Here is a 24987-nt window from a genome sequence, read left to right as displayed (position 1 = left end):
CCGGCGCGCTGTCTTCACACCATCGCGGCGCGCACCGTGGGATCGGCAAGTGTCTCGTCCAGCGTCTGCCGCGTCCGCTCGATGATGGCGTCGATATCGCTGTCGGTACAGCAGAGCGGCGGCGCGTAACCCAGAACGCCGCTGGCAAAGGCGCGAACAATAAGACCGTTGTGCCAGGCACGGTCGAAAATGCGGCGCGCCGGGTCGGCCGCTGCCGGAAGAGGCGTCTTCCGCTCCTTGTCCACCACAAGTTCGACCGCAGCAAGCATTCCGCGGCCGCGGACGTCGCCGACCAGCGGGTGATCCCCCAGACTTTCAAGGCCCGCCATCAGGCGCGCGCCGGCCTTGCGGCCATTTTCAAGAAGCCCGCCTTCATAGAGGCGCAGAACTTCCAAGCCGACCGCAGCACTGACGGGATGAGCCGAGTAAGTATAGCCGTGCCCGACGGCAGAGGCGCCGGCTGCCTCCGCAATGGTCTGATAGACGTGTTCACACATGAAGAGCGCTCCCATCGGTACATAGCCGGACGTCAGGCCCTTGGCGACCGTCAGGAGGTCGGGGACAATCCCCTCCTCGGAGCATGCAAACAACGGGCCGGTGCGGCCAAAGCCGGTGATGACCTCATCGGCAACGAAAAGGATGTCGAACCTGCGGCAGACCTCCCGCATGGCCTTCATCCAGCCTTTGGGTGGTACGAGTACTCCGCCGGAGCCTTGGATTGGTTCGGCATAAAATGCCGCGATCCGCTCAGCACCAAGCTGTTCGATCTTCTGCTTCAATGCGGCAACGGACGCGGCGATGATCGCTTCTGGATCGGTGCCAACCGGGTTGCGATAGGCATAATGGGATGGAATCTTGTGCTGCCAATCGAAGGGAAGGCCGAAACCGGCGTGGAAGGCCGGCAACGCAGTCAGACCGGCGCCCACGGTGGACGAGCCATGATAGCCCTGTTCGATGGAGATGAACTGGTTCTTGTCCGGTTTGCCGCGGGCATTCCAGTAATAGTGGATAAAGCGAACCGTGCTGTCGACGGCATCGGAGCCACCAAGCGTGAAATAGACGTGGTTGAGGTCGCCCGGTGCACGGTCGGCAAGTTCTGCGGCGAGCCGGATGGCGGGCTCCGAACCAAGGCCGAAATAGCCGGTCGCATAGGGAAGTTCACGCATCTGCCTTGCTGCGGCCTCCACAATGCTGTCATGACCATAACCGGCATTGACGCACCAAAGCCCGGCAAAACCGTCGATAAGCTGCTTGCCCGTGGCATCGGTGACCGTAGCGCCGGAGGCGGATGCCAGCACGCGCACCCCGAGCGTTTCGTGCGTTCGATAGGAAGCGACCGGATGAATCAAGTGCGCACGGTCAAGTTCGATGAGGGAATTGCTAAACATGCGGGGTCTCCAGGTCAGCCGAAGGCTTGGTTGGCGAGAGCGTAGGTCTTGTAGGGGGAGCGAGCCGGCGCGCCGGTGCCACCGGTGCGCATGGCTATGCCGCCGCCGGCATGGGTAAGTCCCAAGCTTTCCAGCCAGGGTGCAAGTCCCGTGTCGGCTATGGTATCAATGCGCACAAAAGCACCCGGTCGGCTCCCGATAAACGCGGAAATGAGCGCGCGGGCATCGTTTAAATTCTTGGCCACGACCGGACCGATCACGTCGCCTCGTCCGAAAGCACGCAGAGCAGCAAAACCCTGAACCCGGCCTGCGCGCCGTATCACGACAAATTCTGCGACCTTTGCCAGGTGTTCCAAGAGACACCTCCGGTCGGCCTCGAAGGCGGCGTGATCGAGCGCTGTGACAGCGTCAAAATCGGCTTCGCAGGCGTTCTCAATCCCATCGGCTGCTGCTATGGCGGGGATCTTCCCCTGATATTGCAGGATCGTGCCGACCGGCCGGAACCCAAGCTTTTCGTAGAGCGGAAGCCCCTCGGTGGTTGCAACCAGACGCAACTGGCGCTTGCCGCCGATGTCGAGTGCGGCCTGCATCAGCCTGCGCCCGAGACCGCGGCCGCGAGCAACTTCATCAACGATCACCATGTTGATCGTTGCGCACTCTGCACCGTACGGAGTGACCAGTGCCGTCCCGACCACTTGGTGATCGTCTGCAACGGCAGCGATCCCGCGGCTTACGGCCAGCGCCATTTGCCAGTCTTCCGGGCGATGTGGCCAGCCGGCCTGACGCGACAGTGCGACAGCACCTTCGAGATGTTCGGGCCCGAAGGCCACAAGATCGATTTGACTTGTGTGCATCTGTTGGATCCTTGGAAACCTCCCTTATTCTTAGCCCCACGGCGTCAGAATATCGTCCCGAGGACCGGGTGCTGCCGGTATCTTTGACCGTAGCCTTGAGGGCTTACCGCATCTTATGCTGACAAGCGGACGCCTGGGGGACCCGTGTCGAGCAAGCCCAGCCGAGCCGATGATCGCTGCGGCGGAACACTGTGCCAAAGAATGTATGTGATACGGAACAATCTGCTATGCCGCCGCTGATTTTCAGTCGAGCGGGGCGGGGCGCGCGGCCTATGATTGCGACAGGCAACATCGCTCCGGCTATTTAAGGATTTACAGCAATGGCTCACTTCCGCCCGAAATTCATCACCTTCGACTGCTACGGGACACTGACCAACTTCCAGATGGCCGAGGCTGCCCGGGATCTCTATGGCAGCCGGCTTGACGATGCGCGCATGGTGGAATTCATCAAGAATTTCGCCGCCTACCGCCTGGATGAAATCCTGGGTGACTGGAAACCCTACAACGAAGTGGTCCACAATGCCGTCGAACGCACGTGCAAGAGGAACGGCGTCACCTTCCACGACGAAGATGCCAGGACGATCTATGAGCGCGTTCCGACCTGGGGGCCGCATCCCGATGTTCCCGCGGGTCTTGCCAAGGTCGCCAAGGAAATCCCGCTCGTCGTGCTTTCCAATGCCATGAACTCGCAGATCATGTCCAATGTCGAAAAACTTGGAGCACCTTTCCACGCCGTCTACACTGCGCAGCAGGCCAATGCCTACAAGCCGCGTTTCAGGGCCTTCGAATACATGTTCGACATGCTGGGTTGCGGGCCGGAAGACGTGCTGCACTGCTCCTCGTCGTTTCGCTACGATCTGATGTCCGCGCATGACCTGGGGATCAAGAACAAGGTATGGGTCAATCGCGGTCATGAGCCGGCAAACCAATACTATGGCTATGTCGAGATTGCGGACATTTCGGGTCTGCCCGGCGTCGTCGGGCTCTGACGGCACATGGCGATGAAGTTCCAATCCTACTGGCACGACACAACCACCCCGGCGTACGACGGTGCCAGACCGGGCCCCGTCGGGGGACATTACGACGTTGCCGTCGTCGGTGGGGGCTTTACCGGGCTTGCTGCGGCACGCCAACTCGCAATGGCCGGGTCGCGCGTCGTCGTGCTGGAGGCGGAAAAGGTCGGCTGGGGCGCATCCGGGCGAAATGGCGGACACCTCAACAATGGCCTCGCTCACAGCTTCCTCGCCGCCAAGTCCGAACTTGGCATCGAGCGTGCCGTGGCCCTCTACCGTGCGCATGACGATTCCATCGATGCCATCGAGGCGATCATTGCAGAGGAGGGGATCGACTGCAGTTTCCGACGTGCGGGAAAACTCAAGCTGGCCTCCAAGCCGCAGCATTTCGATGCGATCGCCCGCAACTTCGAGGCGATTCATAGAGAGGTTGATCGCGACACCGCCCTCCTGACGGCAGTGGACCTGAAGCGCGAGGTCGGATCGCCCTTCCATGGGGCCATGCTCTCCAAGAAAAGTGCGATGATGCATATGGGGCGCTATGTCGTGGGGCTTGCGGGTGCCGCCGCGCGCCATGGTGCCGCCATTTTCGAGAAGGCAGCAGTCACCGCCCACAAAAATAGCGGTGGCAGGCACACTCTCACGACAGAACGCGGCATTGTCACCGCGGACCACGTGCTCGTCGCCACCGGCGCTTATACGCCGCCGATGTTCAGCTATTTCCGCCGCCGCATCATCACCGTCGGCAGCTTCCTCATCGCCACCCGGCCATTGACGCCTGCGGAAATTGCGGCGACCATGCCGGGCAATAGGACCTGCGTAACCTCGATGAACATAGGCAATTATTTCCGGCTGGCCCCCGACGACCGGTTGATCTTTGGCGGGCGAGCCCGCTTTTCCGCCACATCCGACCAGCGGTCGGACGCAAAGAGCGGAGACGTTCTTCGGGCGAGCCTCCTTCAAATCTTCCCACAGCTGGCGGGCGTCGAAATTGACTATTGCTGGGGCGGGCTCGTGGACATGACCCAGGATCGTTATCCCCGGGCCGGCTATGTCGACGGAGTTTGGTACGCCATGGGCTATTCCGGCCACGGAGCGCAGCTGTCGACCCATCTGGGCGTGATCATTGCCGATGCCATCCTGGGCAGGGAAGACCGCAACCCACTGAAGGGGCTCGCTTGGCCGGCCATTCCCGGCCATTTCGGCAAGCCGTGGTTCCTGCCGCTTGTCGGGCTGTACTACAAGACCCTCGACCGGTTGCAATAACAGAACTTCAAGAAAAGAAAAAAGGCGCTGGGATGATTTCCCGGCGCCTTTATTCGTTGTTCGGTCGGCCGATCAGGCGAGGCCACCGATGTGGAAGCTCTTCAGTTCCAGATACTCTTCGATACCACATTGAGCACCCTCGCGGCCAAGGCCGGACTGTTTCACGCCGCCAAAAGGGGCCACCTCGGTGGAAATCGCTCCGGTGTTGAGGCCGATCATGCCGAACTCCAGCGCCTCGGCAACGCGCCAGGAACGCTTCAGGCTTTCGGTATAGAAATAGGCCGCTAAACCGAAGGGGGTTGCATTGGCGATCCTGATTGCCTCTTCCTCCTTCTCGAAGCGGAAGAGGGGGGCAACGGGCCCGAAGGTTTCCTCGCTGGCCAGCTGCATGTCGATGGTCGCGCCACCAAGGACAATCGGCGCCGCGTACTGATCACCCGCAGGCATGGTCGCAGGCGTCGTGGTGAGGATGCGGGCGCCCTTGGCGACAGCATCGTCCACATGGCGATTGATCTTGTCGATCGCCGCGCTGTTGATCATCGGGCCGATATCGACGCCAGCCTCCGTGCCGGGTCCGACCTTCATGGCCGAGACGCGGGCGGCCAGTTTTTCGGCGAAGGCGTCATACACACCCGACTGGACGAGAAGGCGATTGGCGCAGACACAGGTCTGGCCGCCATTGCGGAATTTCGAAGCGATCGCCCCCTCGATGGCACGATCGAGGTCGGCATCATCGAAGACGATGAATGGCGCGTTGCCGCCAAGCTCCAGGCTGAGCCGCTTGATGCTGTCGGATGCGCCGCGCATCAGGAGCGAGCCGACGCGGGTGGAGCCGGTGAAGGAAATCTTGCGAACAGTCTCATTGGCCATCAACTCGTTTCCGATCTCGGTCGGCATGCCGGTGACGATATTGATGACGCCCTTCGGAATGCCGGCGCGTTCTGCCAGAACGCCGAGCGCAAGTGCTGAATATGGCGTCAGCTCCGATGGCTTGATGACGACGGTGCAGCCGGCGGCAAGTGCCGGCCCAACCTTGCGGGTAATCATCGCATTGGGGAAATTCCAGGGCGTGATGATCGCCGAGACACCGACCGGCTCCTTCAGGACAACGATCCGCCGGTCCGCTGTCGGGGAGGGTATGGTCGTGCCGCCGATACGGCGGGCCTCCTCGGAAAACCATTTGACGAACGAAGCGCCGTAGCGAATCTCGCCGCGCGCTTCGGTGAGCGGCTTGCCCTGTTCTCTGGTGAGGATCAGCGCGAGATCCTCGATGTTTTCCATCATCAGGTCATGCCAGGCCTCCAGCAAGGCGGCGCGCTCGGCATGGGTTTGCTTGCGCCACGACCCGAAGGCATTTTCTGCCGCCTCGATCGCCGCTCGGGTATCGCTGCCATCCATGTCAGGAACGGTGCCCAGAACGCTCTGGGTTGATGGGTCGATGACCTCGATCTTGCGTCCCGCCGCCGCGCCGCGCCATTCGCCGCCGATGAGCCCGTCCTCGCGAAACAGGCGAGTGTCCTTCAATTCCTTCATTGCGTCCTCTTCTCTTGTCAGCCCAGCGCAGAAAGCACTGCTGTGGTGATTGCTTCTGTTTTGTCCTTGCCGGGGATGGCGCCGATGCCGCGCGCAGTCGTTGCCTCGATCGCGGCCATGACATTGTTGGCGGCGGTTTTCTCACCAAGGTGATCCAGCATCATCGCGCCCGACCATATGGCGGCGATCGGGTTGGCAATGCCGAGATGGGCGATGTCTGGCGCCGAACCATGAACGGGTTCGAACATGGATGGAGCCGAGCGCTCCGGATTGATATTGGCGGAGGCGGCGAACCCAAGCCCGCCTTGAATGGCGGCGCCAAGGTCTGTGATTATGTCGCCGAACAGATTGGAGGCGACCAACACGTCGAGGCTCTCTGGCGCCATGACCATCCGGGCGGCCATGGCGTCGATATGATAGCTCGTCACCTCGACATCGGGATATTCGCTGGCAAGTGTCCGGGTGATCTCGTCCCAGAACACCATCGAATATTTCTGCGCATTGGACTTTGTAACCGAGGCGAGCTTGCCACGGCGGGCGCGCGCCTGCTCGAAACCGAAGCGCAGGATGCGTTCCACGCCCTTGCGGGTGAATATCGAGGTCTCGACCGCCACTTCATTGTCAGCACCCTGATGAACGCGGCCGCCGGCGCCCGAATACTCGCCCTCGGTGTTTTCGCGGATGCAGAGAATGTCGAAACCGTTGGCCTTCAGCGGGCCCGGAACGCCCGGCAGCAGCCTGTGCGGGCGGATGTTGGCGTATTGGACGAAGGCTTTGCGGATGGGCAGGAGAAGGCCGTGCAGCGAGACAGAGTCCGGAACTTGCGCCGGCCAGCCGACCGCGCCAAGCAAGACGGCATCAAAGGATTTCAGGGTGTCAATACCGTCGGCAGGCATCATCGTGCCATGCTGGAGATAGTAGTCGCAGGACCAGGGATAACTGGTGCCTGCGAGGGCAAAATCGCCACTGCGGGAGGCTTTTCCCAGCACCGCCCAGGCAGCATCGGTGACATCGCGGCCGATACCGTCTCCGGGCAAAAGGGCGATCTTGTAGGTCTTCATGGTCGGTCGATCCTTAGAGGCTGATGAGCACGCTCTTGCTCTTGCGGTTGGCGAGAAAGGCATCGCGTCCGAGATCCTTGCCAATACCGGATTGTTTGTAGCCGCCGGTCGGCAAGATATGATCGCGCGAGCGGCCGTAGCGGTTGACCCAAACCGTGCCGGCCTGCAGGCGGCGCGTCAGGCGGATGGCGCGGGAAAGGTCGCGGGTGAAGAGGCCCGCAGCGAGCCCATAGGTCGGGTGGTCGGCGAGTGTCAGCGCCTCTTCCTCATCCTCGAACGTCTGGATGGTCAGCACCGGGCCGAAGATTTCTTCAAGCACGGCGGGCGATGTTGCCGTCACGCCGGAGATCAGCGTCGGCGCGTAGAAGTAGCCTTCACGGTCGAGGCGCTTGCCACCCGCCAGGCATTCGGCGCCGCCTTCGATCGTGGCGCGCACGATGTTGTCCATGCGGCCGAGCTGACGCTCGGAGATGATTGGCGGATAATCAGTGGTCTCGTCCCAGGTGGGGCCGGGGCGGACGGTGGCCAATCTGACAATGATGGCCTCCGCCAAGGCATCCGCCACCCTCGCCTCGACGATGAGGCGCGATCCGGCCACGCAGGCCTGTCCAGCGTTGGAAAGAAGGCTGGTGGCGATGGCTCCGGCTGCCAGATCAAGGTCGGCGTCGGCAAACACGAGTTGTGGGCTCTTGCCGCCGAGCTCAAGCGTCATCGGCTTGACACCAGTGCGAGCGATATTGGCCATGATGGCCGAGCCCGCGCCGGTCGAGCCGGTGAAACTCACCTTGGCAATGCCCGGATGACCTGTGATCGCACTGCCTGTGGTCGCACCGTCGCCCAGAACGATGTTGATGAGGCCTCCCGGCAAGCCGGCGCGCATCGCAAGCTCGGCTAGGTAGAGCGTCGAGAAAGGCGTCATCTCGGAGGGTTTCAGCACGACCGCATTGCCGGCAGCGAGCGCGGGAGCGAGTTTCCACGCGGCCATCGACAACGGGAAGTTCCAGGGCGTGATCGCGCCGACGACGCCATAAGGCTCGGTCATGATCATGCCGAGACTGTTGCCGTCGGTGGGGACGACATCGCTGCCTTCCTTGTCTGCGAATTCGGCGAAGAAGCGGATCTGTTCGGCGGTCACGCCAATATCGCCGGCAATCAGATGTCCGACGGGGCGCGTCGAACCGACGGCTTCCATTTTAGCAAGCGGGATGGCCTCTTCTTCGATCAGATCGGCCCACCTTTGCATGAGCCGGGTGCGCTCGCGGGGGCGCAAGGTTGCCCACCCGCTTTCCTTCAAGGTCCGATGGGCCGTGTCCACCGCCCGATCAACGATGCCTGCATCGGCAATCGGGCAATCCCAATAGGCCCTTGCGTCAGACGGGCGCTTGATTGGAAGCTGGCCCGGTGCCTCGATCAGCCGGCCACCAATGAAATGCCCTTTCGGCAGCGCAAGCGAGTCTGGGTCGAAGCTAAGGGTCATTGCATATCCTTGCGATAGGTTTGCACAAGATTACCGGCAGATTCCCCGCATCATGCGTCGACTAGCGCCCGCAGACGAACAAAAACGCCGTTTTGCCAAGCCTCGCCAGCTGAATCTTCGGTGGCGGCCGCGGGAAAAGTTGCCTTGTCGGGATGTTACGAAGAAGCGGCGGCACGACGCATGAGCATGCGCGGCCGCCGGAGGTTACAGAGCAGCGAGGGGTCAGCCCCAGGATGGTGTCACATGATGGTGACGTAGATCTTCCGGACTGTCTCGATAGTTTTCCAGATACCGGTAAAACCGGGCTTCATGATGAAGCTGTCACCCGCCTTGTAGAGCGTCGGCTCCCCGTCGTCGGGCGTGATCTCGACGATGCCGGACAGGATGTGGCAGAACTCAAACGTCTCCCCCTTGATCGAACGCGTCTCGCCCGGCGTCGCTTCCCAGATGCCCGTGTGGATCATCTCGCCGCGGGTTACGTCCTGTGGCCAGGTCTTGAAGGACGGGTCGCCGCTGATGAGGCGTTCCGGCAAGGGCTTCGAATCCCGCGGCGAGACGGAAGGATTGGTGTCGATGGTTTTCAGCAGAGTCATGGATAACCTTTCTTGGTTGACAGATCAGTAGCCGCGCGCCCGATCGACCAGGCCGATCGGATCGAGACCTGCGCGGTGGCGCTTGATGTTGTCGATGACGGCGCTTGCTGCCGTTTCCGCCTGGGTGACACTCGCCACATGCGGCGTGAGGATGATCTTCGGATGCGACCAGAAGACATGACCGGGCGGCAGCGGCTCCGGATCTGTCACGTCGATCACCGCACTCGCCAGATGGCCACTGTCAAGTGCTGCGACCAGAGCGGCATGATCGAGATGCGGGCCGCGTCCGGTATGGATGAGACTGGCACCGGCCGGCAGCCTGTTGAACAGGTCAGAATTCAGGAAACCGCGCGTTTCTTCGGTCAGGGGCAGCAAACAGATCAGAATGTCGACTTTTCTCAAAAAATCTTGCAGCCCGTCCTGTCCGCTATGGGTGGTCACACCTTCTATCTCGTGCCGGCTGCGACTCCAGCCGGACAATACAAAACCAAAAGGCTTCAGGCGATCGAGTACGGCACTGCCCAGCGCGCCCAGACCGAGAACGCCGACCACCCGGCCAGCCGATTGTGTCTGCGGAATGCTTCGCCATTCCTGCCTTCTCTGTTGGGAGAGATAGGCCGGAAAATTGCGGTGCAGCGCCAGCACGGCCAAGGTCACATATTCCTGCATCATGCGGATGATGCCATCCTCGACCATGCGCACCAGCTTCACGCTCTGCGGCAAACGGTGGATCTGGAATTGATCGACGCCGGCGCCGATCGAAAAGACGATCTCCAGATTGCCATATCGGCCGAGGTCCTCCGGCGCCGTCCAGGTTACCAGGTAACGCACGTCACGCGCATCAACGGCCGCCGGATCCATGGAAAAGGGGAGATGCGGAAGCTCACGGGCGAAAGCCTTTTGGAAGATACGCCCGCGTTCAGCATCGGAGTTGAACAGCAAAGTCATCTGCATTCTCTCGTTTGGTCGCCTGTTGCATCCGCGACTATCACTGTGTCCGCCGTTCTCATCTTGAAAGCCTCGCGCCGAGTGCTTCGATCATGGATTGGCAGGCGATCAGTTCGTCCCTGTGAATGAACTCGTCGGGACGGTGTGCACGCGAAATATCGCCCGGACCGCAGATGATCGCATCGATCCCGGCCCCCTGATAGAGACCGGCTTCCGTTCCGTAGCTAACCGCCGCAAGCGGCTGCTGCCTCGTCAATTCCCTGAGCAGCTGTGTGAGTGGCGCATCGCTCGCGAGCGACAAGGCTGGATATTCGCTCATTGGTTCCCAGTTCACCTGGAAACCCCGGCTTCGCAGGCTTTCGGCCTTTTCTTTGATCGGGGCCAGCAGTGCGGAGGGGGAAACGCCGGGGATGGCGCGTGCTTCGAATTCGGCGGCACATAGATCGGGGATGATGTTGACGGCCTGCCCGCCCTTGATCGTGCCGGCCTGGAGGGAGGAGTAAGGGGGTTCGAAAGCAGGATCGAACGGACCAAACGCAAGACGTTTGGCGCCGGCTACTGCGTCCGTGAGGATCTCCGTCATGGCATGAATGGCATTCAAGCCTTGATCGGGTCGCGAGGAGTGGCCCGACTGGCCCCGGATTTCAACGCGCGCTGCCGCCTTGCCCTTATGGGCGCAGATCGCGCGCATGTTGCTCGGTTCGCCGATAATCGCGCCTTCAGGCTTGGCGCAGAGTTCGGGAAGACGCCTGATCAAATGCGGCACGCCCCGGCAGCCCGCCTCCTCATCGTACGAAAAAGCAAAATGGATAGGTTGCGAAAGCTGTCTTGATGCGAGTTGCGGCAAGGCGCCGAGTGCTGCTGCCAGAAAGCTCTTCATGTCAGAGGTGCCGCGACCGTAGAGCCGGTCGCCCTGTGTCCGCAATACAAAGGGATTCGAAGACCACTCCGGTTCGTTGGCGGGCACCACGTCCATGTGACCTGAAAGGACATAGCCGGGAACGTTCTTTGGACCAATGGTTGCGAAGAGGTTCGAGCGGTCGCCTTCTGGCCCTGGAAGGATAGTTACCTCTTGAGTGAAACGCGCGACATAAGCGCGGATCCATTCGACGATGGCGCCGTTCGCCTGGCCAACGACCGATGGAAAAGCCACCAGCTTTTCAAGAATTTCAATGGCCTGCATAGTGTTTACCTGAACTTGAGGCTTCTCTGAGCACTGGTATTTCTCCTGCCAAGGTGGTGGATGGAGTTGGATCCAAAGCTTAATGGCCTGTTGCCGGATTGCGTGCCGAAAGCGCCCCATTTTTAGTGTATTGTTCCAAAGGGCAGGCAATCTGAAGCTATTTGTATTGGCCGTTTCGCTTTACATTCCATTCGCGATGATACTCACATCGCAGGATCCGGCATTTCCCGCGTTGCCGCGCAACAAAAAGTTTGAGGGTGCCAATAATGACATCCAGATCTCTGATGATCGATTCCATACAGATGACGATCGCCGATATTACTGAGGCAGAGGTCGATCAACTGCATGCCTTGTCCATAGGGGTGGGTTGGCCTCACCGGGCAGAGGATTGGCAATTCTTGCGCCAAGTCGGAAAGGGCGTCGTAGCCATGGACAACATCGGCCGCGTGCTTGGTTCTGCCATGTGGTTCCCCCACGGGGACAAGTTTGCCACCATAGGGATGGTTATTACCTCCCCACGCCTGCAGGCGAACGGAACCGCCCACTGGCTGATGCGTCACGCCTTTACACAGCTGGACGGGTGCATGTTGCGTCTCAACGCAACCCGGGCAGCGCGGCGATTGTATCGTTCCCTTGGGTTCGTCACGGAAAAAACCGTCTATCAGTGCCAGGGGGAGGCTATCGAGCCTGGCACGCCATCCTTCGCAGTGGACGATATGATTCTGAGGGAAATTCGCCAAGGCGATCTTCCATCTCTGGGTAAGCTCGATCAGGCGGCCTACGGCGCCGATCGAACACCGCTTCTCTCAGAGTTGCTGTCTCATTCCAAGGGTCTGGGCATCTTTCGCAACGAGCGGATGGAAGCTTTTTCCCTGTGCCGGCCATTCGGGCGCGGGCATTTGATCGGCCCCGTGGTTGCCAATAGCGACGACGATGCGATTGCGGTCATCCGGCCTCACGTCGCACAACATGCTGGCCGGTTTCTTCGTCTTGATACCAGCCAGAACAACGGTCCCTTCTCCGAATTCGTTGACCGGTCCGGCCTTTCTGTCTTCGATACCGTCACGACGATGAGGCTGGGTGAACTGCCGGTTCCCGCTGAGGGTCGCGACGGCCTTCCGAAGATCTACGCGCTGGCGAGCCACGCACTGGGATAAGCCGGCGGAAGTTTTCTCGGTGGCGATCCCCGCGCCTTTCGAGGATGCATTGTCTCGATCTACCCGGGCTCAGCAGCGGCGATTGTTGGCAGGTCTGGCCTGTCGCTTGCGCATCATATGGATCATTTCGATGCCGGACACGATGAAGTGTGATCGGCGATGGCATTTACTGTATCCTCGATGTCACGATCGTGGATTTCGTGGCCACCCCCTTCGACCTTCATGAACTTCGCATCCGCTACAGATCGCGCGAGTGCCTCGCCGTGCGCCAGCGGGAAAACCGGATCGGCCGTACCATGAACGACGAGAAGCGGCACTTTCATCTCATTCAGCCGGCCCTGCCATGTCTCGCCGATCTCAAAGAGGATGCTGTGGTTGGTGGCGCTGAGATAGCCTTCGGAGCGGTCGAAATCCCGTTCGATGAAGGCTCGGGTCCCGGCTTCGTCGAACGGATGTGCCGTCCCTGCAGTCAGGCGCGCGTCCTCGACCAGGTACGCGACCGCGGCTGCCCGGTCCGACCAGTCCGCCTCCACGGCCATGTGTTCCATCCAGGCTTCGCCGCTCGCAGGGAAGTGCGATTTGTCCACTCCGACCGGCGAGCTGCTGATCGCCGTCAGGGAAAGCACGCGCTCAGGGTTCTTTAGTGCGGCCACCTGGCCGACCATACCCCCGAGGGAAAAGCCGACGAGATGGGCGGTCGAAATCCCGTAGCCGTCGAGCACGCGGAAGACGTCCGCGACGGCGTCCTCGAAGGTGTAGCCCGGTCGTCCGGGGGGATATTTCGTCGAAAGACCGGTGTCGCGCTGGTCATAACGGATGACGAAGCGACCATGCTCGGCCAAGCGCAGACAGAAGCTCTCAGGCCACCACAACATCGACGCCATCCCGCCCATTATCAGAACGACGGGCGGGCGCGCCGGGTCGCCGAACACCTCCGTGGCGATTTCTAGTCCGCTGCAGCGGATCACGCGCTGACCTGTTTGCATCCTGTCCTCCCAATGGTTTGAGCTTTGTAGTGATGGCTCGGGTTCCTCTCGCAAGCGAGGGCAGAACAAGCGCCGGTGAGACCTTCACGTCGTTCTGCCTGCCGTACGGCCCATGCGTTGAGGAAGCCACCGGCCAGTGCCCCATGCGGAACGTCCTGCCGAAATCGACCTCGCCTATCCCCCATCGCTCGCAGTGCCTCGTCGTCCCGGCCGTCAAAAACGCGCTCGATATCCGCATCATAGGACACAATCGTCGTCGGTTGCAGACTGCCGATCTGATGGCCTCCCGCGACGCCGTCACGACCGACAGGGACGTGTAGAGTGCTGGCGTCCGCATAGATCTTCTGGCATCCGGCAGCAGCGAGGCTTGCCCGCCGATGTGTGAGGTCCTGGTCGTCCGTGGAGACGCGGGCATAACCCAGCAGCAGTCATGTCTCGCAATGTCAGGATTTGCGCGATGACGCTTGCACGGTGCTAGCACGCAGACTAAAATGCAGTCATTGAATGCACGATTTGTAGGAGGGCCGTCGATGGCGACACTTACCATAAGAAATCTGCCCGAAGAGGTGCACCGCGCGCTCCGGATGCGAGCGGCCACGCACGGCCGCAGCACTGAGGCCGAAGTTAGAGACATTCTAGAAACGACTGTCCGGCCGCCCGAGCGCGTCAAGCTCGGCTCGTTGCTGGCGTCCATCGCCCGCGACGCGGGTTTCAACGACGCCGAAGCGGAGCAGTTCGACCAGCTCCGCGATAAGACCCCGGCCGAGCCGGTAAGGTTTGAATGATCCTCATCGACACCAACGTGATTTCGGAGCCGTGGAGGCTCACGCCCGATGCGCGTGTGCTGGCATGGATCGACGCCCAGGCCATCGAAACCCTATACCTGTCGGCGGTCACTATCGCCGAGCTGCGTTTCGGTATTGCCTCGATGCCCGCCGGCAAGCGCCGCACGACCTTGCATGATCGCTTAGAAAACGAGGTGCTGCCGCTGTTTGAAGGCCGCCTGCTGCCCTTCGATTTACACGCTTCGCAAGCCTATGCAGACCTGATGGCGCAGGCGAAGGCGGCAGGAAGGGCGATCGGCAAGGCAGACGGCTACATCGCCGCCACGGCCGCCGCGCACGGCCTCATGGTGGCTACTCGCGACACCAGCCCGTTTGAAGCCGCTGGCATTCCCATCATCAATCCTTGGGAGACCAGCGACTAAGGTGGTGACGGCGCGAGCTCCTTGTCGCCAATACCAATCCGGTGCGTAAAGGCGCATCCCATCAGCAGCTTACGGCCCGATTGCGAAATCACACGCAGCGCTGGAGCCGGTTGCGGCGATGGTCCCGGCATAGTCTGCCGGGGTCTGGTATCCGAGCCACCGCGACTGCTACATCCGTTTCTCAGTCGCCTGGTCGAAGACATGCAGCGCACTGGCATCGATGCTGAAGCGTTGCGGCGTGCCGACTGTCACCGTTGATCTGGGCGGCAGGCTTGCCGTCAGCCGTTGACTTCCTATCGTTGACGTAACCACCAGCTCCGGACCGGTCAATTCCACCACCTCGACCTTCGCATCAATAGTAAGACCCTTGCCGTCGCCTGACACGAGCGACAAGCTCTCCGGGCGAATGCCGATGATGACATTGCGCGCTTTCCCAGCGCGCTCCTGCACATCGTGGGGCAGCAGGATACCACTGAGCGACCCGTCAATGTGAGCAACGCCATTACCGACCGTCGCATCGAGCATGTTCATCGGCGGCGAGCCGACGAAACTTGCCACATAGCGCGTGGCCGGTCGGTTATAGATTTCATCGGGTGTCGCCAGTTGTTCAATCTGGCCATCGCGCATAACGGCAATACGCGTCGCCAAGGTCATCGCTTCGATCTGGTCATGGGTCACATAGACGATTGTCGTGCCGAGCATCTGGTGCAGACGCTTCAGTTCGGTGCGCATCTCCATGCGCAATTTCGCATCGAGGTTGGACAAGGGTTCGTCAAACAGAAATATCTGCGGGTCTCGTACCAGCGCCCGACCGATGGCAACGCGCTGGCGCTGGCCACCGGAAAGCTCCGATGGCTTGCGGCCAAGAAGATTTTCGATCTGCAGGATCCTTGCCGTCTTCTCCACGGCCTCGGTACGCTCGGCCGCAGGAACATTGCGCATCTCGAGACCAAATCCAATGTTCCTCGCCACCGACATGTTCGGGTAAAGCGCATAGGACTGGAACACCATGGCGATGTCGCGGTTCTTGGGATGCACCCCTGTGACAGAGCGATCGCCAATTCGGACATCGCCTTCGCTCGCCTCGGCTAGACCGGCGATTATGTTGAGCAAAGTCGACTTGCCGCAGCCGGATGAGCCGAGCAGGACCAGGAACTCGCCGCTGGCGAGAGAAAGTTCAATGCCCTTCAGCGTTTCGACCGTTCCGTAGCGTTTGCGGATATTGACAAGCTCAAGGGCGCTCATGGAGCCTCCGGTATCGTTTGCAGGGCCTGGCCGTCATAGCGGCGCGGAACAGTGGATATGGCCATCGAGGCAACGCGCACGCCGGCCTCCAGGCTGTGTTCGAGCGTCTGGCTACCCGCCAAGACAGCGAGAAAAGCAGCATTGAATACATCGCCGGCGCCAATTGTATCGGCAACCTGCACAACGGGGGCGGGCACCGAGACCAATTGATTGTCCGGACCCACAGCAAGAGCACCGTCAGGGCCCTGCTTGACGACGACAACAGCGTTCATGGGCATCAGCGTCTTGAGCTTATGTGCGGCTTGTCCCGGGTCGACACTGTTTGCGAGGCGGGTCGTTTCGACCTCATTGAACAGGGCAAGATGACAACGCGACAGCCATTTTCTTGCTTTTTCCCGATTGGCATCCGTCCAGCCATCGATCGGCCAGCCGGTATCGAGTGCAATCTGGATATCGTTCGCATCGGCCCAGTCAAACAGTTCGTCATATTGCGCAACCAGCGCATCGGTCAGAAACGACCCGCACAGGAGCACGGTTCCGCCCCCCAAGCGCTCAGTATCGAGCATGCCAACAACCTCGGGCCAGGACAGCGCCGCAATATGCCCGCGCGTGGTGAAAAATGTGCGCTCACCATTGGGATGGGTGATACCGACGGAAAGCGTGGTTCCCATGGGGGCAACCGGCCAGCGCGCTGCGTGTGCTCCGAAACCCTGCCTTAGCCATTTGCCGAACTGGTCATTGCCGACATTGGCGGCGATCTGAAAATCGAGGCCGAGCCCTCCCCAAGTCAAGGCAGCGTTGCCCGCCGAACCGCCGACACGCAGTTCATCATAGTCCACCATGATTTCGCTGCCGGGCGTCGGCCAGGGATCGGCAGGGCCGAGAATAAGATCGACATTGACGTTTCCAATGACGGCGAGGGGACGCATTATTCGCTCCGCGTGATCTTGGTCGTGCGGATGGGCATTCCGAGATCGGCGACGCGTGCCCCGGCAAAGCCCAGCATAAAGCGCTGTGCTGCCGGCAGGAGTGCGAAAATTGCGGCGATTCCGCTCGCCGCGCCGGTATCGATCGTTGCAACACCCGCGATGGGGTTTTCACCTGATGCATCAAAGACCACGACAGGTGAACCTGCCTCCAATGCCGAAACCGCCATGCGGGCGACGAGGTCCGACGTCGCGTCCCTGGCGCGGAAGAGGACAACCCCAACGTTTGGCCCGAGCATTTCCATCGGACCGTGGCGCAACTGCCCGCCTTCCAGCGGGAAACAGGGAATGCGGGAAAGTTCGGTAAGGCCAAGCGCGATGGCTTCGGCGACACCCTGCATCAGGCGACCGGAGGTCACGACAGCCGATACATCAGACAAGGCGGCCACGGCGGCATCGACGTCCGGCTTGCGTTCCAAATGCAAGATGGCAAGAGCCTCGGCTGGGTCCTCGCCAAGAGCGCTGAGAATGGCCAGATGCAGGGCAAAACTCACCGTCAGACTACGCGTCGCCGCGAAAGCATTTTCCGTGCCGCCAGCGCCGACCAGAGAGGGCACGGTGCGGGCAAGGGTAGAACCAACTTCGAGCGTCAGGCCGAATGTATCGCCTGCCACGGCGGCTTCCGCCAGCCAGCGCAACACCTCGGCGCTTTCGCCTGACTGTGAGGTAACAAGGACCGTCTTGCCAACGAGCGTCAGCGGTTGGCCAAGCTGCTCGGAGAGCGGCAGGGCGATGGCATCGATACCGAGGCTGCGATAGAGCGGCTCGAGGGCGCGGCCAACGGCATGCGAGCCGCCCATTCCGAGCAGCAGGAGCCGCCCGCTCTTGCGCAGGGACTGAGCGATGGTCATGGCAGCGGGCGCGGCAGCCTCGAAGGAGGCAATCGCGTCGGCATTTTGCCGGGCCATTTCCTTTTCGATCGCCACAAGGCCGGCCGGTTTGCTGGTTTGCGAAGTCATGTCGTGCTCATCCTTTAACGCCGCCGCTGGTCAGACCCGAGATCAGGGCACGCTGCATGAAAAGACCGATCAGCAGCGGGGGGAGGGCGGCCAGCACACCCGCTGTGGCTATCAGTCCGTAGTCCGAGACGCGTCCGCCTGCGAGATCGGCAATCGCCACGGTGAGGGTTTTGGCCTGCTGGTCGGAGGTGAAAAGCAGGGCATAAAAGAATTCGTCCCAGGCAAGCAGGAAGGCAAAGAGCGCTGCCGTCGCCATGACCGGCGCGGCCAGCGGCAATGTGATCAGCCGCAATGTCTGGTCGAGCCGAGCGCCATCCATGGTGGCGGCGCTTTCGATTTCGCGCGGAATCGAGTCGAAGCCGGATTTCAACAGCCAGGTGGTGAACGGCGCGAGGATGGTCAGATAGACCAGCGCCAGACCGAAAACATTGTTGAGGAGGCCGATCCACGAAAGCGCCATGTAGAGCGGCACGGCGAGGGCTACCGGCGGCAGCATATAGGTCGCAATGACCGCATAGAGCGACCAGCCGACTGAAGGTGTGCGGGAAACGGCCCAGGCGGAGGGGATGGCGACGACGAGTGCGGCCACGGTCGCCATGCCGGCAACTTTGAGACTGTTGAACAGCGAGGCGACGAAAGCCTGGCCCGCGCTGTTGACTGCCGATGACAACAGCACACCGTAGCGTGACAGGTCGATCGTGTCCGGCCACCAGTGCAGGGGTTTGGCAATCAGATCGGGCGTCGAGGAAATGCTCATAATAAACAGCCAAACGACCGGCGCAAGAATGACAACAAGCAGAAGCAGCGCTGCCACATGCACGAGTATCGCTGCGGAGAGACTGCGCCGTTCCATCACGAAGCCCCTGCGCTCTTGCGGATCAGCGCGGCGTAGGCCACGGCCAGCACCGTCACCAGCAGTGTGACGATCAGCGCCAGCGATGCGCCGGATCCGGCCCGCTGGAAGGAAAACGCCTCCTGATAGACAAGGATCGACAAGGTCCGCGTGCTGTTGGCCGGACCGCCGCGGGTCATGACCCAGATGATATCGAACACCTTGAATGCTTCTATCGTACGCAGGACCAGCGCCACCATCAGAGGGCCGGCAAGATAGGGCATGATGACGAAGCGGAAACGCGACCAGGCGCCGGCACCGTCCACCATCGAGGCAGCCGTGATATCGCGCGGCACGGCCTGCAAGGCGGCCAGGGCAATGAGCGCCACCAGCGGAAAATTCTTCCAGCAATCGGCAAGGATCAGCGAGGCAAGCGCCGTGTTGGGTTCACCCAACCAGGAGCGGTAGGCATCAATGAGCCCCATCTGCAGCAGCGCCGCATTGAGCGCGCCATATTCCGGATTGTAGATCAGACGCCAAAGCGTGGCATTGACCACTGTCGGCAGCGCCCAGGGCAGGATCATCAGGGCACGCAAGACCGAACGGCCATAGAATTGCTGGTTGAGAAGCAGTGCGGCGAGAACGCCGATCACCATCTCCAGAGCAACAGACAACACCGCAAACCAGAAGGTCGTGACAAGCGCGCGTTGAAAGTTTGTGCCGGAAAGGATCTTCACGTAATTATCCAGACCGACAAAACTGCCTTGGGTGCCTACAAGCTTGGCGTCGGTGAAGGAGAGGCGCACCGTATCGATAAGCGGCCATCCGATAACCGCGATCATGACGATCAGCAGGGGCAGCATCAAGAACCATGCCCGGGTGGTAATCCAGTTGCTCGTCATGCAAAGGTGTCCGCCACAATATCAATCCCGCAATATCAATCTTTGACAAAGACGCAGGCGGAGAAGCAAGCCCACCGCCTGCATGTCCCATCAAAGGCCGCTGTTTTCAGCTGCCGTCTTTAGGGCGTCTTCAGGCTTGGCCTGTCCAAGCAGGGATTCCTGCACCGCCTGCTGCAATGCAGTCGACAGCTCCTGATATTTCGGCGTGGTCGGGCGCGGATACATGGCGGCAAGACCAATCTTGGCCGCGGCGATCAGCTCTTCCTGGCCCTTTGATACGGCCGGATCGTCATAGGAGGAAGCCCAGATTGGCAGGCTAAGCTTGGCATACTGGTTCTGTGTTGGCTGCGACGTCATGAAGGTAATGTATTTCCACGCTTCGTCCGGATGCTTGCTTGTCGAGGTGATACCGAGGCCCATGGAACCGTTAACCGCCGAAACAGTGCTTTTGCCTTCGACACCCGGAGCGGGAACAACGCCGACCTTGCCGGCAACCTTACTGTCCTTCGGGTCATTGGCCATATTGTACATGTAGGTCCAGTTGAGGGCGAAGGCAGCCTCGCCATTTTGGAACACTCTGCGGACGTCCTCTTCGAGGAATTCCTTGGAGTTGGGGTTGGTCAGACCGGATTTGTAGCTGTCGACCATGTAGTTGAGCGCATCGAGACCGCCACCGGTCTGAAAGACCGGCTTGCCATCCTTGATGAAGCTGCCGCCGTAAGCGCTGACCAGCGTCGTGTAATCGCAAATTGCAGCTTCCGCCTGCGACCAGCTCCAGGCGATCGGTGTTGCGAGCAGGCCCTTGTCCTTTATCGTCTTGGCCTGTTCGGAAAGTTCGGCCCAGGTCTTCGGCGGGTTTTTGATGCCAGCCTTTTCCAGGATTTCCTTGTTGTAGAACAGATACTTCGTGTCGAGAATCCACGGCATGCCGTAATGTCTGCCCTCGTATTCGACCGTGGTCCAGGCACCGGGCAGGACACCCGATTTCATCTCGGGAGTGACCTTGTCGCTTACATCCACAAGGACCTTGTTGGTTGCATATTCAGCCGGCCAGATCACGTCGAAGAGAACAACATCATAGCCGCCGCCCGACCCTTGCGCGAGGACCGTCTTGTCATGCAGGCCCTCGTAGGGAACAAATTCCAGGTTGACCGTCACGTCCGGGTTGGCTTTGGTAAAGGCGTCCGTCATTGCGCGGACATCGGCCTCGCTATAGGCGGCCTGGGCCATGAACAGCGCATTGATCTTGGTTTCAGCATGGGCAGGTGCAGCGAGCGCCGCTCCCACAAGTGTCGCGCCGAGAAGCGCCGTCTGCATGGATTTCAACATCATTACCTCCTATTTGGCCTTGGCAGTTTGCGGCGCTGACCATCATGGGCAGAAACCGGTTCGTCGTTTCAGTCCGAGAGCCTCAACCAGGACCGGCCTGCGACGTATTTGTCTCCAGCCAGTGCTCACGTTCCCCTAAGACTCTTGTGGTCTTTTATTAAATCAATTCACTTGACTTATTTGTTGATGAATATTCTTCTGGAGTCAAGAGGGGTCGTGGATGGACACAAAAAGATCGATACGGGCCAAGAGCGGAACCAATCTCGGGGGTGCGAGCGCGCATAACCGCCGCATCATGATCGATGCGCTGCGCGTTAATGGCGCACTGTCGCGGGCCGACCTTGCTCGAGCGACTGGCCTCACCCCACAAGCCGTTTCCAACATCATAGAGGAACTTGCCCTGGACGGACTGGTGCGTTCGCAGGCGACCATACGCAGGGGACGCGGCCAGCCGGCGACACCCTATCAGCTGGTACCAGAAGGGGCCTTCGCCGTTGGCCTGCAGATCGACCGCCACGTGACGCGTACGGTCATCGTCAACCTCGTCGGAGAAGTGCTCGTCCAGATGGAAGCCAAGCTGCCACCAGGCGGACCGGCAGAGGGTGTAGTGGTTGTTCTCGATCTGATCAGGAAGGCGCGCATTGCGTTGCAGGCGCAGTCACCAGAGGCAGAAAAACGGCTTGTCGGCCTCGGTGTCGCCATGCCCGGGCCTTTTGGCATCAACACCCTTTATGATGACCCGTGGATGATGACCGCATGGCAGAATTTCCCGCTCATCGACACGATTGCCCAAGGAACCGGTCTCGCAGTCGCCCTGCAAAACGACGCGGCTGCAGCAGCAACAGCTGAACGCCTGCTTGGCGCGGCACATGGACTTGACCACGCGATCTGCATCTATTTCGGCTACGGTCTTGGAACCGGATTGATCCTCAACGGCGAACTCTATGGCGGCGCCCATTCCAACGCCGGCGAAATCGGCATGATCCTCGCCCTTGTGCCGGGTGACGGTCCGGATGTGGAACCGCTGGAGCACTACGCCTCCATGGCGGCACTGTGCAAACTGCTTAAACTCGATCCATCGGAACCCGAGCTCTTCGCCATGGTCACGGACGCGCTCATGCGCGGCGGTCCCAAGGTAGAGCAATGGATCGACGACGTCGCCCAGCGACTGCGCCGGACGGTACAGGCGCTGGAATCGATCTTCGATCCGCAAACGATCATTTTGTGTGGTGGCGCCCCACGCGCACTGATCGACCGCCTTGTCGCAGAGATAGGGCCATTGCTCCCATCAATCGCCGACCGGGCAAGTCGCTATCCCGAAGCGAGGCTTCAGGCCGGACTCGCCGATCCCTGGTCGGTTGCTCTTGGCGCTGCAGCCGAGCCGATCGCGCGGACTTTCGATCCGCGCTTTTCAGCCATTCTCAAGACGGCCTAGGCAGCGCGTTTGATCGCTTCTCCCAGCATGGAGGCCATGATGTCGATCTGTTCCCTCTCCACGATCAATGGCGGGGAGAGGGCGATGGTATCGCCAGTAACGCGCACCAGCAGGCCCTTGTTGAAGCAATCGACGAAAATGTCATAGCCACGCGCGCCAGCAGCATCGGGCCGCGATGACAATTCGATACCGGCGACGAGGCCGATTGTGCGGATATCGACGATATTGGGAAGACCCTTCAGGCCGTGCATCGCATCCTGCCAATGATCAGCAACGTCTGCCGCGCGGGTCAAAAGGCCCTCCTCTTCGTAGACTTCCAGTGTCGCCAGACCCGCAGCGCACGCTGCAGGATGCCCCGAATAGGTGTAACCGTGGAAGAGCTCGATCTGGCTTTCCGGACCATTCATCATTGCTTCGTAAACGGCTTCGCTGGCGAAAACCGCCCCCATGGGCAAAGCGCCATTGGTCAGGCCCTTGGCCGTGGTGACAAGGTCCGGCACGACGCCGAAATAATCGACGGCAAACGGCGTGCCGAGACGGCCGAAACCGGTGATGACCTCATCGAAAATCAGCAAAATGCCGTGCTTTTTGCTGATGGCGCGCAGACGCTCCAGATAGCCCTTTGGCGGCAGGAGTACGCCGGTTGAACCGGCGACGGGCTCGACAATCACCGCAGCGATGGTTTCCGCGCCGTGCAGGGCGACAAGACGCTCCAGATCTTCGGCAAGGTCCCCACCGTGTTCCGGCAACCCCTTGACGAACGAATTGCGTACCGCGTCATGGGTGTGACGCAAATGATCGACGCCGGGAAGCAGCGGAAAAACGCGGCGGTTATTGACAAGACCACCAACGGAAATGCCGCCAAAGCCGACGCCATGATAACCACGCTCACGGCCAATGACGCGGGTGCGGGTTCCCTGGCCGATAGAGCGCTGGTAGGCAATAGCGATTTTCAGGGCTGTGTCGACCGATTCCGATCCGGAACCGGTGAAGAACACCTTGGTGAGGCCGGCTTCCTGGCCGCCAGGCGCACGCGCTGCCAGCTTTTGGGCAAAATCGAACACGATCGGATGGCCCATCTGGAAAGATGGCGCATAGTCCATGGTCATCAGCTGGCGTGCAACCGCATCGGCGATCTTCTGGCGGCCGTGGCCGGCATTGACACACCACAGACCCGCGGTGCCATCCAGCACCTGAGCGCCATCGACATCGGTGTAGTACATGCCTTTGGCGGCGGCGAGCAGGCGCGGGGCCGCCTTGAACTGGCGGTTGGCCGTAAACGGCATCCAGTAGTTTTCGAGTGACGGCGTGTTGGACATCAGCATGGGAAACTCCTCTTCTGGCACGAAAGAGCCATGCTTTGCATTGCCCAACAAGTCCTTTTCTATGTTCATCCAAACTGTTGATATTATTGCATCAGTGCGCGAAAGTTGTTCTATATAAAACATCTGAAACAGAAGGATGCAAACCATGAGCGTCGATCTTGGCGGGCGATTGCGCTTTTTGCGCGAACGGCACGGATTGTCCCAGCGCGAACTCGCCAAGCGCGCCGGGGTAACCAACTCCACCATCTCGCTTATTGAATCAAACCAGACGAACCCGTCTGTCGGTGCGCTGAAACGCATTCTCGATGGCATACCCATCGGGCTTGCCGCGTTCTTTGCCCTGGAGCCCGACCGCAGGCAGAAGGTGTTCTACGAGAAAGGCGAACTGGTCGAGATCGGAAAGGGCAAAATTTCCTACCGCCAGATCGGGGAAAACCTGTTCGGCCGCGCGCTGCAGATTTTGAAGGAGCGCTATGAGCCCGGTGGCGATACCGGCAAGGTGCCGCTTGTGCATGAGGGCGAGGAGGGCGGGGTCGTTATCAGCGGGCGGATCGAGGTGACGGTCGATGATGAGCGGCGCATCCTTGGCCCGGGCGATGCCTATTACTTTGAAAGCCGCCGTCCGCATCGCTTTCGCTGCATCGGTCCGAACCCATGCGAAGTGGTCAGCGCCTGTACGCCGCCGACGTTCTGACAACTATCGCAGCGATGAGAACCAGGCGATGAGCTCGGCACTGTTGCGCAGGCCATAGGCGCGCATGAGACGGGCACGGTGCGCCTCAACGGTGCGTTTGGACAAGCCCATCTCCTGGGCAATCTGCGCGTTGGTCTTGCCCTGCGAGACCAGGGTCAGAACCTGTTTTTGCCGGTCGGAGAGGAGGCTTGCATTGCCGGCAACGGCGCGGTTCATCGGCTCAAAACAGTAAAGTGCTTCGGCAAAGGGATCCGCCTGGTTGCGGCTGCGTCCGCGCACCCGGCACCAGAAGCTCGAACCATCACGGCGGCGCATGATGCGCTCGTCATAATAGACGTGGCCCCCGGCAAAGTTTGTCCGCCACATCTCGCCCGTGCGCACGAAGTCCCGGACCTTTGGATAGAGGCGGCTGAAACTCTGGTCGATCAGTTCATCACGTTCGTAGCCGAATTCTTCCGCGAATTCGAAATTGCAGTCGCGTATGATACGGTGCGTGGCATAGACCATCGGCACCGGCAGATCCGTCAGCCAGAAGCGCCTAGCGCTTCCAGAACTTGCAATGTCGGACCTGGGAAACTCCGGTGCTGTCATGCAGTATTAATACGACTACCTGT

At 60.6% G+C, this 24987-nt stretch carries 25 protein-coding genes; 8 read left to right on the top strand and 17 right to left on the bottom strand.

Annotation, left to right across the window (positions count from 1 at the left end):
- Positions 1–14: 14 nt before the first annotated feature.
- Both CU103_RS17345 and CU103_RS17340 read right to left on the bottom strand, forming a co-directional pair.
- Positions 15–1388: an aspartate aminotransferase family protein gene (locus tag CU103_RS17345; RefSeq protein ID WP_106665304.1), complete on the bottom strand. Its 1374-nt coding sequence runs from the start codon at positions 1386–1388 to the stop codon at positions 15–17.
- A gap of 14 nt (positions 1389–1402) precedes the next feature.
- Positions 1403–2242 carry a GNAT family N-acetyltransferase gene (locus CU103_RS17340; RefSeq protein WP_106665303.1) on the bottom strand — a complete coding sequence of 280 codons (840 nt, stop codon included), beginning with the start codon at positions 2240–2242 and terminating at the stop codon, positions 1403–1405.
- Positions 2243–2562: 320 nt separating this feature from the next.
- On the opposite strand from CU103_RS17340, the gene CU103_RS17335 reads away from it, so the two are divergent.
- Positions 2563–3231, top strand: a complete 669-nt coding sequence (locus CU103_RS17335) for a haloacid dehalogenase type II (RefSeq protein WP_106665302.1) — start codon at positions 2563–2565, stop codon at positions 3229–3231.
- 12 nt (positions 3232–3243) lie between these two features.
- The gene (locus tag CU103_RS17330) at positions 3244–4521 is read left to right on the top strand and encodes an NAD(P)/FAD-dependent oxidoreductase (protein ID WP_106665301.1); all 1278 of its coding nucleotides are present in this window, start codon (positions 3244–3246) and stop codon (positions 4519–4521) included.
- A 72-nt stretch (positions 4522–4593) separates the two neighbouring features.
- Here CU103_RS17330 and CU103_RS17325 read toward each other — a convergent pair whose 3' ends face one another.
- From CU103_RS17325 to argE, 6 genes are all read right to left on the bottom strand, one after another.
- Complete coding sequence (locus tag CU103_RS17325) at positions 4594–6054, bottom strand: NAD-dependent succinate-semialdehyde dehydrogenase (RefSeq protein WP_106665300.1); 1461 nt, start codon at positions 6052–6054, stop codon at positions 4594–4596.
- 17 nt (positions 6055–6071) lie between these two features.
- Entirely contained in the window at positions 6072–7115 is a 1044-nt protein-coding gene (locus CU103_RS17320; protein WP_106665299.1) for a tartrate dehydrogenase, read from the bottom strand.
- A 13-nt stretch (positions 7116–7128) separates the two neighbouring features.
- Positions 7129–8592 carry an aldehyde dehydrogenase family protein gene (locus CU103_RS17315; RefSeq protein WP_106665298.1) on the bottom strand — a complete coding sequence of 488 codons (1464 nt, stop codon included), beginning with the start codon at positions 8590–8592 and terminating at the stop codon, positions 7129–7131.
- Between the two features lie 239 nt (positions 8593–8831).
- A complete protein-coding gene (locus CU103_RS17310; RefSeq protein WP_106665297.1) occupies positions 8832–9185 on the bottom strand; it encodes a cupin domain-containing protein in 354 nt (117 codons plus the stop codon).
- A gap of 24 nt (positions 9186–9209) precedes the next feature.
- Positions 9210–10133: a 2-hydroxyacid dehydrogenase gene (locus CU103_RS17305; protein WP_106665489.1), complete on the bottom strand. Its 924-nt coding sequence runs from the start codon at positions 10131–10133 to the stop codon at positions 9210–9212.
- A gap of 58 nt (positions 10134–10191) precedes the next feature.
- Positions 10192–11316: an acetylornithine deacetylase gene (gene argE, locus CU103_RS17300; RefSeq protein WP_106665296.1), complete on the bottom strand. Its 1125-nt coding sequence runs from the start codon at positions 11314–11316 to the stop codon at positions 10192–10194.
- A gap of 266 nt (positions 11317–11582) precedes the next feature.
- Between argE and CU103_RS17295 the strand changes: the two genes are divergently transcribed.
- Positions 11583–12473 (top strand): GNAT family N-acetyltransferase, encoded by an 891-nt coding sequence (locus CU103_RS17295; protein WP_106665295.1) that lies wholly within the window; start codon positions 11583–11585, stop codon positions 12471–12473.
- 122 nt (positions 12474–12595) lie between these two features.
- Here CU103_RS17295 and CU103_RS17290 read toward each other — a convergent pair whose 3' ends face one another.
- Entirely contained in the window at positions 12596–13459 is an 864-nt protein-coding gene (locus CU103_RS17290; protein WP_106665294.1) for an alpha/beta fold hydrolase, read from the bottom strand.
- Between the two features lie 32 nt (positions 13460–13491).
- Between CU103_RS17290 and CU103_RS32810 the strand changes: the two genes are divergently transcribed.
- The 3 genes from CU103_RS32810 (at position 13492) to CU103_RS17275 (ending at position 14666) form a co-directional block, all read left to right on the top strand.
- The gene (locus CU103_RS32810; RefSeq protein WP_210203779.1) at positions 13492–13779 is read left to right on the top strand and encodes a hypothetical protein; all 288 of its coding nucleotides are present in this window, start codon (positions 13492–13494) and stop codon (positions 13777–13779) included.
- 210 nt (positions 13780–13989) lie between these two features.
- Entirely contained in the window at positions 13990–14244 is a 255-nt protein-coding gene (locus CU103_RS17280) for a FitA-like ribbon-helix-helix domain-containing protein (protein ID WP_106665293.1), read from the top strand.
- A complete protein-coding gene (locus CU103_RS17275; RefSeq protein WP_106665292.1) occupies positions 14241–14666 on the top strand; it encodes a type II toxin-antitoxin system VapC family toxin in 426 nt (141 codons plus the stop codon). Before CU103_RS17280 ends, CU103_RS17275 begins: the two co-directional genes overlap by 4 nt.
- Positions 14667–14834: 168 nt before the next feature.
- Here the strand turns inward: CU103_RS17275 and CU103_RS17270 are convergent, their stop codons facing one another.
- From CU103_RS17270 to CU103_RS17245, 6 genes are all read right to left on the bottom strand, one after another.
- Positions 14835–15911, bottom strand: coding sequence for an ABC transporter ATP-binding protein (locus CU103_RS17270; RefSeq protein ID WP_106665291.1), 1077 nt, complete (start codon positions 15909–15911; stop codon positions 14835–14837).
- Entirely contained in the window at positions 15908–16840 is a 933-nt protein-coding gene (locus tag CU103_RS17265) for a carbohydrate kinase family protein (protein WP_106665290.1), read from the bottom strand. The genes CU103_RS17270 and CU103_RS17265 overlap by 4 nt, the downstream gene beginning before the upstream one ends.
- Positions 16840–17856, bottom strand: coding sequence for an SIS domain-containing protein (locus CU103_RS17260; RefSeq protein ID WP_106665289.1), 1017 nt, complete (start codon positions 17854–17856; stop codon positions 16840–16842). Before CU103_RS17260 ends, CU103_RS17265 begins: the two co-directional genes overlap by 1 nt.
- A gap of 7 nt (positions 17857–17863) precedes the next feature.
- Positions 17864–18709 (bottom strand): carbohydrate ABC transporter permease, encoded by an 846-nt coding sequence (locus CU103_RS17255; protein WP_106665288.1) that lies wholly within the window; start codon positions 18707–18709, stop codon positions 17864–17866.
- Positions 18709–19590 carry a carbohydrate ABC transporter permease gene (locus CU103_RS17250; RefSeq protein WP_106665287.1) on the bottom strand — a complete coding sequence of 294 codons (882 nt, stop codon included), beginning with the start codon at positions 19588–19590 and terminating at the stop codon, positions 18709–18711. The genes CU103_RS17255 and CU103_RS17250 overlap by 1 nt, the downstream gene beginning before the upstream one ends.
- Before the next feature lie 90 nt (positions 19591–19680).
- The gene (locus CU103_RS17245; protein ID WP_106665286.1) at positions 19681–20919 is read right to left on the bottom strand and encodes an extracellular solute-binding protein; all 1239 of its coding nucleotides are present in this window, start codon (positions 20917–20919) and stop codon (positions 19681–19683) included.
- A 220-nt stretch (positions 20920–21139) separates the two neighbouring features.
- On the opposite strand from CU103_RS17245, the gene CU103_RS17240 reads away from it, so the two are divergent.
- Positions 21140–22354 (top strand): ROK family transcriptional regulator, encoded by a 1215-nt coding sequence (locus CU103_RS17240; RefSeq protein WP_106665285.1) that lies wholly within the window; start codon positions 21140–21142, stop codon positions 22352–22354.
- On the opposite strand, the gene aptA is transcribed toward CU103_RS17240, so the two are convergent.
- Entirely contained in the window at positions 22351–23679 is a 1329-nt protein-coding gene (aptA, locus tag CU103_RS17235) for an omega-aminotransferase AptA (RefSeq protein WP_106665488.1), read from the bottom strand. The two genes, CU103_RS17240 and aptA, sit on opposite strands and share 4 nt — an antisense overlap.
- Positions 23680–23824: 145 nt before the next feature.
- On the opposite strand from aptA, the gene CU103_RS17230 reads away from it, so the two are divergent.
- The gene (locus tag CU103_RS17230) at positions 23825–24373 is read left to right on the top strand and encodes a cupin domain-containing protein (RefSeq protein ID WP_106665284.1); all 549 of its coding nucleotides are present in this window, start codon (positions 23825–23827) and stop codon (positions 24371–24373) included.
- 3 nt (positions 24374–24376) lie between these two features.
- Here CU103_RS17230 and CU103_RS17225 read toward each other — a convergent pair whose 3' ends face one another.
- Positions 24377–24964, bottom strand: a complete 588-nt coding sequence (locus tag CU103_RS17225) for a helix-turn-helix transcriptional regulator (RefSeq protein ID WP_146147810.1) — start codon at positions 24962–24964, stop codon at positions 24377–24379.
- Positions 24965–24987 lie beyond the last annotated feature (23 nt).

It is taken from the genome of Phyllobacterium sophorae (assembly GCF_003010965.1).
Lineage (GTDB): Bacteria > Pseudomonadota > Alphaproteobacteria > Rhizobiales > Rhizobiaceae > Phyllobacterium > Phyllobacterium sophorae.
This window is presented reverse-complemented; position numbering and strand designations above follow the sequence as displayed.